This is a genomic window from Tropicimonas aquimaris (genome assembly GCF_042676185.1).
GTDB lineage: Bacteria > Pseudomonadota > Alphaproteobacteria > Rhodobacterales > Rhodobacteraceae > Tropicimonas > Tropicimonas aquimaris.
Map to the genome: position 1 here is coordinate 221,019 of NZ_JBHTJT010000046.1, position 6,880 is coordinate 227,898.

Annotated in this window: 4 protein-coding genes and 1 pseudogene; 4 read left to right on the top strand and 1 reads right to left on the bottom strand. The window is 65.8% G+C overall.

Translation table 11 applies throughout. The features are described from left to right. The first annotated feature begins 2 nt into the window (after positions 1-2). From ACFQ2S_RS19405 to ACFQ2S_RS19420, 4 genes are all read left to right on the top strand, one after another. On the top strand, positions 3-788 hold the full coding sequence (locus tag ACFQ2S_RS19405; RefSeq protein ID WP_386077044.1) for an ABC transporter ATP-binding protein: 786 nt from the start codon (positions 3-5) through the stop codon (positions 786-788). Positions 789-797: 9 nt separating this feature from the next. Next, positions 798-2,537 carry an MCE family protein gene (locus ACFQ2S_RS19410; RefSeq protein WP_386077032.1) on the top strand — a complete coding sequence of 580 codons (1,740 nt, stop codon included), beginning with the start codon at positions 798-800 and terminating at the stop codon, positions 2,535-2,537. 8 nt (positions 2,538-2,545) lie between these two features. Continuing rightward, on the top strand, positions 2,546-3,181 hold the full coding sequence (locus tag ACFQ2S_RS19415; RefSeq protein WP_386077034.1) for an ABC-type transport auxiliary lipoprotein family protein: 636 nt from the start codon (positions 2,546-2,548) through the stop codon (positions 3,179-3,181). Between the two features lie 238 nt (positions 3,182-3,419). Then, entirely contained in the window at positions 3,420-5,684 is a 2,265-nt protein-coding gene (locus ACFQ2S_RS19420; protein ID WP_386077036.1) for an adenosylcobalamin-dependent ribonucleoside-diphosphate reductase, read from the top strand. Between the two features lie 217 nt (positions 5,685-5,901). Here ACFQ2S_RS19420 and ACFQ2S_RS19425 read toward each other — a convergent pair. Beyond that, positions 5,902-6,706: pseudogene (locus tag ACFQ2S_RS19425) on the bottom strand (IS256 family transposase); the annotation flags it as partial. Positions 6,707-6,880 lie beyond the last annotated feature (174 nt).

A 6,880-nucleotide genomic window follows, 5' to 3' on the forward strand; every position in this document is an offset into this window, starting at 1 on the left:
GCATGGCGGAAACGGTGATCGAGGTCCGGGGCCTGCGCAACCAGTTCGGTAGCCACGTGGTGCACGAGAACCTCGACCTCGATGTCTATCGCGGGGAGATCCTCGGCGTGGTCGGCGGCTCGGGTACTGGCAAATCTGTGCTGCTGCGCACCATCGCCGGGCTGCAGCGGCCGGCGGCCGGCTCGGTGCGGATGCTCGGCACCGACATGGAGACGGCGAGCGAGGCCGAGCTGCGCGGCCTGAGCGAGCGGATCGGGGTGATGTTTCAGGACGGGGCGCTTTTTTCCTCGCTTACCGTGCTGGAGAATGTCGAGGTGCCGCTCAAGGCGATCCCGGGGCTCGGGACGGAACTGACCGAGGCGCTGGCGCGGCTCAAGATCTCGCTCTCGGGCCTGCCCTGGATCGCCGGCGACAAGTATCCCGCGGAACTGTCGGGCGGCATGCGCAAGCGCGCGGGCCTGGCGCGGGCGCTGGCGCTCGATCCGGAGATCGTGTTTCTCGACGAGCCCACCGCCGGGCTCGACCCGATCGGCGCCGCCGCCTTCGACGAGGTGATCCGCGACCTGTCCCGCTCGCTCGGCATCACGGTGTTTCTCGTGACCCATGATCTCGACACGCTCTATGCGGTCTGCGACCGGGTGGCGGTGCTGGCCGAGAAGCGCGTGCTCGTCACCGGCAGCGTGGAGGAGATGGCCGAGGTCGATCACCCCTGGGTGAAGGAGTATTTCCTGGGGCCGAGGGCACGCGCGGCACGCGGCGCAATTGCTGCGCCGTCGACAAAGGGTTAAGCGAGTCTCATGGAAACCCGTGCAAACTACGTGCTGATCGGCGCTTTTACCCTGGCGGGCTTCGTCGGGCTGCTGCTGTTCTTCGTCTGGTTCGCGCGGGTGGAGCTCGACCGGCAGTACGATTACTTCGACATCGAGTTCGAGACGGTCTCGGGCCTGTCGAACGCGTCCGACGTGCGCTTCAGCGGCTTCCCCGTCGGTCAGGTCGTGGATGTCGGGCTGGCCCCGGACAGGAGCGGCAAGGTCCGGGTGCGGGTCGAGATCGCGGCCGACACGCCGGTGCGCACCAGCAGCGTCGCCACCATCGAGTCGCTCGGTGTGACCGGGGTCTCCTTCGTCGGCATTTCATCGGGCGATCCGCGGGACCCGCTACTTTCGGACAGCTCGGACCAGACCATTCCGCTGATCCGGTCCGGGCGCTCGGTGCTTCAGACGCTGAGCGAGGACGCGCCGACCATCGTCGAGGAGGTGCTCTCCGTCAGCCGCCAGCTTGGCGAGTTGCTCGGGACGGAGAACCAGGAACGCGTGGCCACGATCCTGCAGAACGTGGAGAGCGCCTCCGCCAACCTCGAGCAGACGCTTGCCGATTTCTCCTCCGTCGCCGACACGATCGCTACATCGAGCTCCGAACTCGTCGCCTTCACCGGCAAGCTGGAGGAAATCTCCGCGGCGACCGCAAGCGTTCTGAACACGGCAGACACGACCCTGGAGAGCATCACCGATTTCGCGCACCGTGCCGAGGGAACGCTGGATAAAGGCGATGCCGCGCTCGACAGCGGCCGGACCGCGCTCGACACTGCGAACCGCTTCATGAACGAGGATCTGCCAAGCCTGGTGGCCGACCTCCAGCAGACGACCGAGACCCTCCGCCAGCAGCTCGACCAGGTCGCCGGGGACGCCAGCGACACGATGGCCGAATTCCGCACTGCCGGGAGCCGCGCGACGGAATTCATCGATACCGCAGAGCAGACATTGGCGCTGGCCGAAACCACGCTCGACGAAATCTCGACAGCGGTGGAGGCGGTCGAACTCGCCGCTGTGGACTTCGATGTGCTGGTAACAGAGAGCGGCACCGAGCTGGTGAGCGAGACCCGCGCCTTCGTGGCCGAGGCGAGCCGCGTCGCCAACTCCGCCGCGCAGATCGCCGAGACGGACCTGCCGGCGATCATGCAGGACATCCGCACCGCCACCGAGACCGCCGCCCGGGTGGTCGAGACGGTCGGTGCGGACCTTTCAGCCGCGGCGGGACGCACCGACGCGATCTCGGCCGAGATCGGCACCGCGGTCGACGCGGTGACCGAGACCTTCACCAATGCCAACGAAACGCTGGGGCACCTGAACACCGCGCTCGAGACCGGCGACTCGGCGCTGTCCGCCGCCGACAAGGCATTCACCTCGGCGGATGCCTTCCTGACCGAAGACATCGGCCCCCTGAGCGATCGCCTGCGCGAGACGCTGGACCGGCTGGACGCGGCGATTGCCGAGGTCACAGAGGACGTGCCCGTGATCAGCGCCGAGCTGCGCAGCACGGTCGAGGCCGCGAGCGCCGCCTTCGACGAGGTCAACCGCACCGCCGCCAGCATCGGCCCGCCGCTGCGCGCCTTCAGCAATGAGGGACTGCCACAGTTCTCCCACCTCGCCCGCCAGGCCCGCGATCTGGTCACCAATCTCGACAAGCTCGTCCAGAGGATCGAGCGCGACCCCGCGCGCTATTTCCTCGGCCGGGACGAACCGGTCTACAGACGATGAGGATGCCCATGCTCCGCCCCCTGACGGTCGCCGCCCTTGCCCTGTTTGCTCTCGCCGGGTGCTCGGCCGTGGGCGCCCTAAACCAGGCCAGCGCGCCGCTCGACGTCTACGAGCTGCGCGCGCCCCAGTCGCTGCCTGCGACACGGGGCGGGCCGCAGGGCATCGATTTTATCGTCGAGGAGCCCACCGCCAGCGGTGTCATCAACACCGACCGGATCCTGGTCCGGCCATCCTCGGCGCAGGTGCAATACCTTCCCGACGCGCGCTGGAGCGAGACCGCCCCGGCGATGATCCGCTCGGCCCTGGTCGAGAGCTTCGAGCGCATGGGCGCGTTCCGATATGTCGGCCGGCAACCGCTCGGGCTTTCGGGCGACGTGGCGCTGGTGAGCAACCTGACCGAGTTCCACGTCGACGTGCTGCCGGATGGCGACACCGGAACCGTACGGATGACCCTCGTCGCCCGGCTCGTGCGGGAGGACGACGCGCGGATCCTGTCGAGCCGCACCTTCACGCGCGCCGTGGCGGTGCCCGACACCGCGACGCCCACGATCATCGCCGCCTACGAGGCAGCATCGGGCAGCCTGCTGGCGGAGCTCTCCTCCTGGGTGCTGAGCGCCCGCGGAATCGCCCAGGCGCCGAGCTGAGGCACGGGCCTCTCCCGGCACCGGCAGCACGGCGCGGTCGGCTGTGTCGTCAGGTCGTTTCCGCGACGGACGGGTGCGCCGCCGATCACGCCAAGCCTGTCATCTCGAAAGGCTTTTTCGCCCCGGGCGGCACGACCGGAATTTTGCGACGCAGAAAATCAAGAATGTGGTGTCGCCGCCGGTCAGTTTCGCTATATTTGGCATCCGACCAGAAGATCTCCACTCCATCGGATACCACATGACCCGCTTTGCCGCCCCCATCGCCGAGTCCATCTGGGACATGAAATACCGCTTCAAGAACGCGGAAGGAACGCCGCTGGACCTGACGGTCGAGGATAGCTGGCGCCGGATCGCCCGCTCGCTCGCCGAGGTGGAGAAGGACTCCGCCCACTGGGAAGACCAGTTTTATGCCGCGCTGGAGGATTTCAAGTACCTCCCCGCCGGGCGCATCACCGCCGGCGCCGGCACCGGGCGCACCGTGACGCTGTTCAACTGCTTCGTCATGGGCACGATCCCCGACAACATGGGCGGGATCTTCGACATGCTGAAGGAGGCCGCGCTGACCATGCAGCAGGGCGGCGGGATCGGCTACGATTTCTCGACAATCCGCCCGCGCGGCGCCGACGTGAAAGGCGTGGCCGCCGATGCCTCCGGCCCGCTGTCCTTCATGGACGTCTGGGACGCGATGTGCCGCACCATCATGTCCGCCGGCTCGCGCCGCGGCGCGATGATGGCGACGATGCGCTGCGATCACCCCGATATCGAGAGCTTCATCACCGCCAAGTCCGACCCGGCCCGGCTGCGCATGTTCAACATGTCGGTGCTGGTGACGGACGCCTTCATGGAGGCCGTGAAGGCCGACGGTCCCTGGGAGCTGGTGTTCGACGGCAAGGTCTATCACACGGTCGGGGCGCGTGACCTGTGGAACCGCATCATGCAGTCGACCTATGACTACGCCGAGCCGGGCGTGATCTTCATCGATCGCATCAACGCGATGAACAACCTCGCCTATTGCGAGACCATCTCCGCTACCAATCCCTGCGGCGAGCAGCCCCTGCCGCCCTATGGCGCCTGCCTTCTGGGCTCGATCAACCTCGCACGCCTGGTCACGGCGCCGTTCGAGGACGAGGCCGAGATCGACGAGGAGGCTCTGGACGAGTTGGTCGCCACCGCCGTCCGCATGATGGACAACGTGGTCGACGCCTCGCGTTTCCCGCTGCCGCAACAGGCCGAGGAGGCCCGCACCAAGCGCCGGATCGGGCTTGGCGTGACCGGCCTTGCCGATGCGCTGCTCATGGTGGGCCTGCGCTACGGCTCCGAGGAGGCGGCGCGCCAGACCTCGCGCTGGTTGCACCGGATCGCCCGCGCCGCCTACCTGGCGTCGGTGCAATTGGCGAAGGAGAAAGGCGCCTTCCCGCTGTTCGACGCCGAAAAGTACCTCGCCAGCGGTTCTCTCCAGCACATGGACGAGGACGTGCGCGACGCAATCCGCAAGCATGGCATCCGCAACGCGCTGCTGACCTCGATCGCTCCCACGGGCACGATCAGCCTCTATGCCGGCAACGTCTCCTCCGGCATCGAGCCGGTGTTCGCCTACAGCTACACCCGCAAGGTACTGCAGAAGGACGGGTCGCGGACCGAAGAGGAAGTGGTCGACTACGCGGTTCAGATGTGGCGCGACAGATTCGGCGACCGCGAGTTGCCGGAGCATTTCGTCAACGCCCAGACGCTCAGCCCGGGCGATCACGTGCGGATGCAGGCGGCGGCCCAGAAATGGGTGGACAGCTCGATCTCCAAGACGATCAACGTGCCCGAGGACATCAGCTTCGACGATTTCCAGGATGTCTACATGCAGGCCTGGGATTCGGGCTGCAAGGGCTGCACCACCTATCGTCCGAACGATGTGACGGGCTCCGTGCTGTCGGTCAGCGAGACCACCGAGGAGACCCCTGAGGCCGATCAGGGCGCCGATGTCATCTACCTGAGCGAGCCGCTCGACCGGCCGCAATCGCTTGAGGGGCACACCTACAAGGTGAAGTGGCCCGACAGCGAGCACGCGATCTACATCACGATCAATGACATCATCCTGAACGGCACGCGCCGCCCGTTCGAAGTGTTCATCAACTCCAAGAACATGGAGCATTTCGCCTGGACCGTGGCGCTGACCCGGATGATCTCGGCCGTGTTCCGGCGCGGGGGAGACGTGTCCTTCGTGGTCGAGGAACTCAAGGCGGTGTTCGACCCGCGCGGCGGGGCCTGGATGCAGGGAAAGTACGTGCCGTCGATCCTCGCGGCCATCGGCGGCGTGATCGAGCGTCACATGGTCTCGATCGGCTTCATCGAGGGCGAGGGGCTTGGACTCAAGGCGGACCCGGAAGCCGAACGCATGGTCGTCGGAGACCGTCCCAAGGGCCAGGCCTGCCCGTCCTGCGGGCAATACGAGATGCGCATGGTCGAGGGCTGCATGACCTGCATGAGTTGCGGGCATTCGAAGTGCGGCTGAGGCCTAACCGGGAACAATTTGTTCCGTAGGGCGTCACGAAGCCAAAACCGGGTGTTTTGGCTACCAAATGTCGGGATCAAGAGTGCCAAGGGCCTTGAAGCTAATGGAAATACTCGACTTTCGGCGAACGCCTTTCTGAGCTGACGAATTCGCCCTGTCCGATAGTGTCCCACCGGATGGTGTAAGAGCGCCGACCTTAGGAGAGGTCCGAGGCTGATCAGGTCGCCACAGCGGGCAGCCTGACGGTTGGATCGTCGGTGACGCGAGCGAGAGTTTCAAGCGACATGTACCTTCGCGCACCTTCGCGCGACGGTCCACTCGTCGTTGGTCTCCAGCATCAGCGCTCTGACGAGCCGGATGATGGCTCCGTCTTTGGGAAAGATCCCAATCACGTCGGCCCTGCGCTTGATCTCGCGGTTCACCCGCTCAAGTGGGTTCGTGGAGGCGATCCGGGCCCAGTGCTCGCGGGGGAAGTCTATGGAGGTGAGGACGTTGTCACGGGAGACATCCATGAAGGTCCCGAGCTTTTCGACCTTCTCGCGCAATGCGTCGGCGACGATGTCCCACTGGGCCTCGCCGTCGGCCTTGCTCTCCTGAGCGAAGATCGTCTTCAGCATCGCCGCCACCGCCGTGCACTATTTGGCCGGGGCGTGTGCCAGCGCGTTTCGCATCCAGTGAACACGACATCTCTGGTGGGTAGCATTGAACACCCGCCGTGCAGCCGCCCGCAGGCCCTTGTGATCGTCGGCGATCATCAGCTTCACGCCGCGCAGGCCGCGGTCCGCCAGCGAACGCAGGAAGTACGTCCAGAAGGTCTCGGCCTCGGAAGGATCGCTGGCGATGCCCAGAACCTCCCGCTTGCCGTCCTCGTTCATAGCCACGGCCATTGTCACGGCACGACTGACGATCCGTACGCTATCGCGGAACTTGAGGTAGGTGGCATCGAGCCAAAGTTAGGGCCAGGCGCCCTCCAGCGGCCGGGTGAGGAAGGCCTGCACGCGCTCATAAATCTCGGCGCAGAGAGGTGGCTCAGTTTGTCTGAACAGGTTGAAGCCGTTTTCTAAGTGGATCTTCCGCTCTGTCATTGCCCCCTAAAACTGGGCCACTAATTTGGCCGAGGAAGGGGGACAGGGGACTTCACCCCGTTTCTGGTCCGGTCGTCATGCGACCTTTCGGGTTGGTTGAAGTTGGGCTGC

Bases quoted from the DNA above. Each gene is read 5' to 3' on its own strand.
- ACFQ2S_RS19405 (WP_386077044.1), top strand. From the start codon at position 3: ATGGCGGAAACGGTGATCGAGGTCCGGGGCCTGCGCAACCAGTTCGGT.
- ACFQ2S_RS19410 (WP_386077032.1), top strand. From the start codon at position 798: ATGGAAACCCGTGCAAACTACGTGCTGATCGGCGCTTTTACCCTGGCG.
- ACFQ2S_RS19415 (WP_386077034.1), top strand. From the start codon at position 2,546: ATGCTCCGCCCCCTGACGGTCGCCGCCCTTGCCCTGTTTGCTCTCGCC.
- ACFQ2S_RS19420 (WP_386077036.1), top strand. From the start codon at position 3,420: ATGACCCGCTTTGCCGCCCCCATCGCCGAGTCCATCTGGGACATGAAA.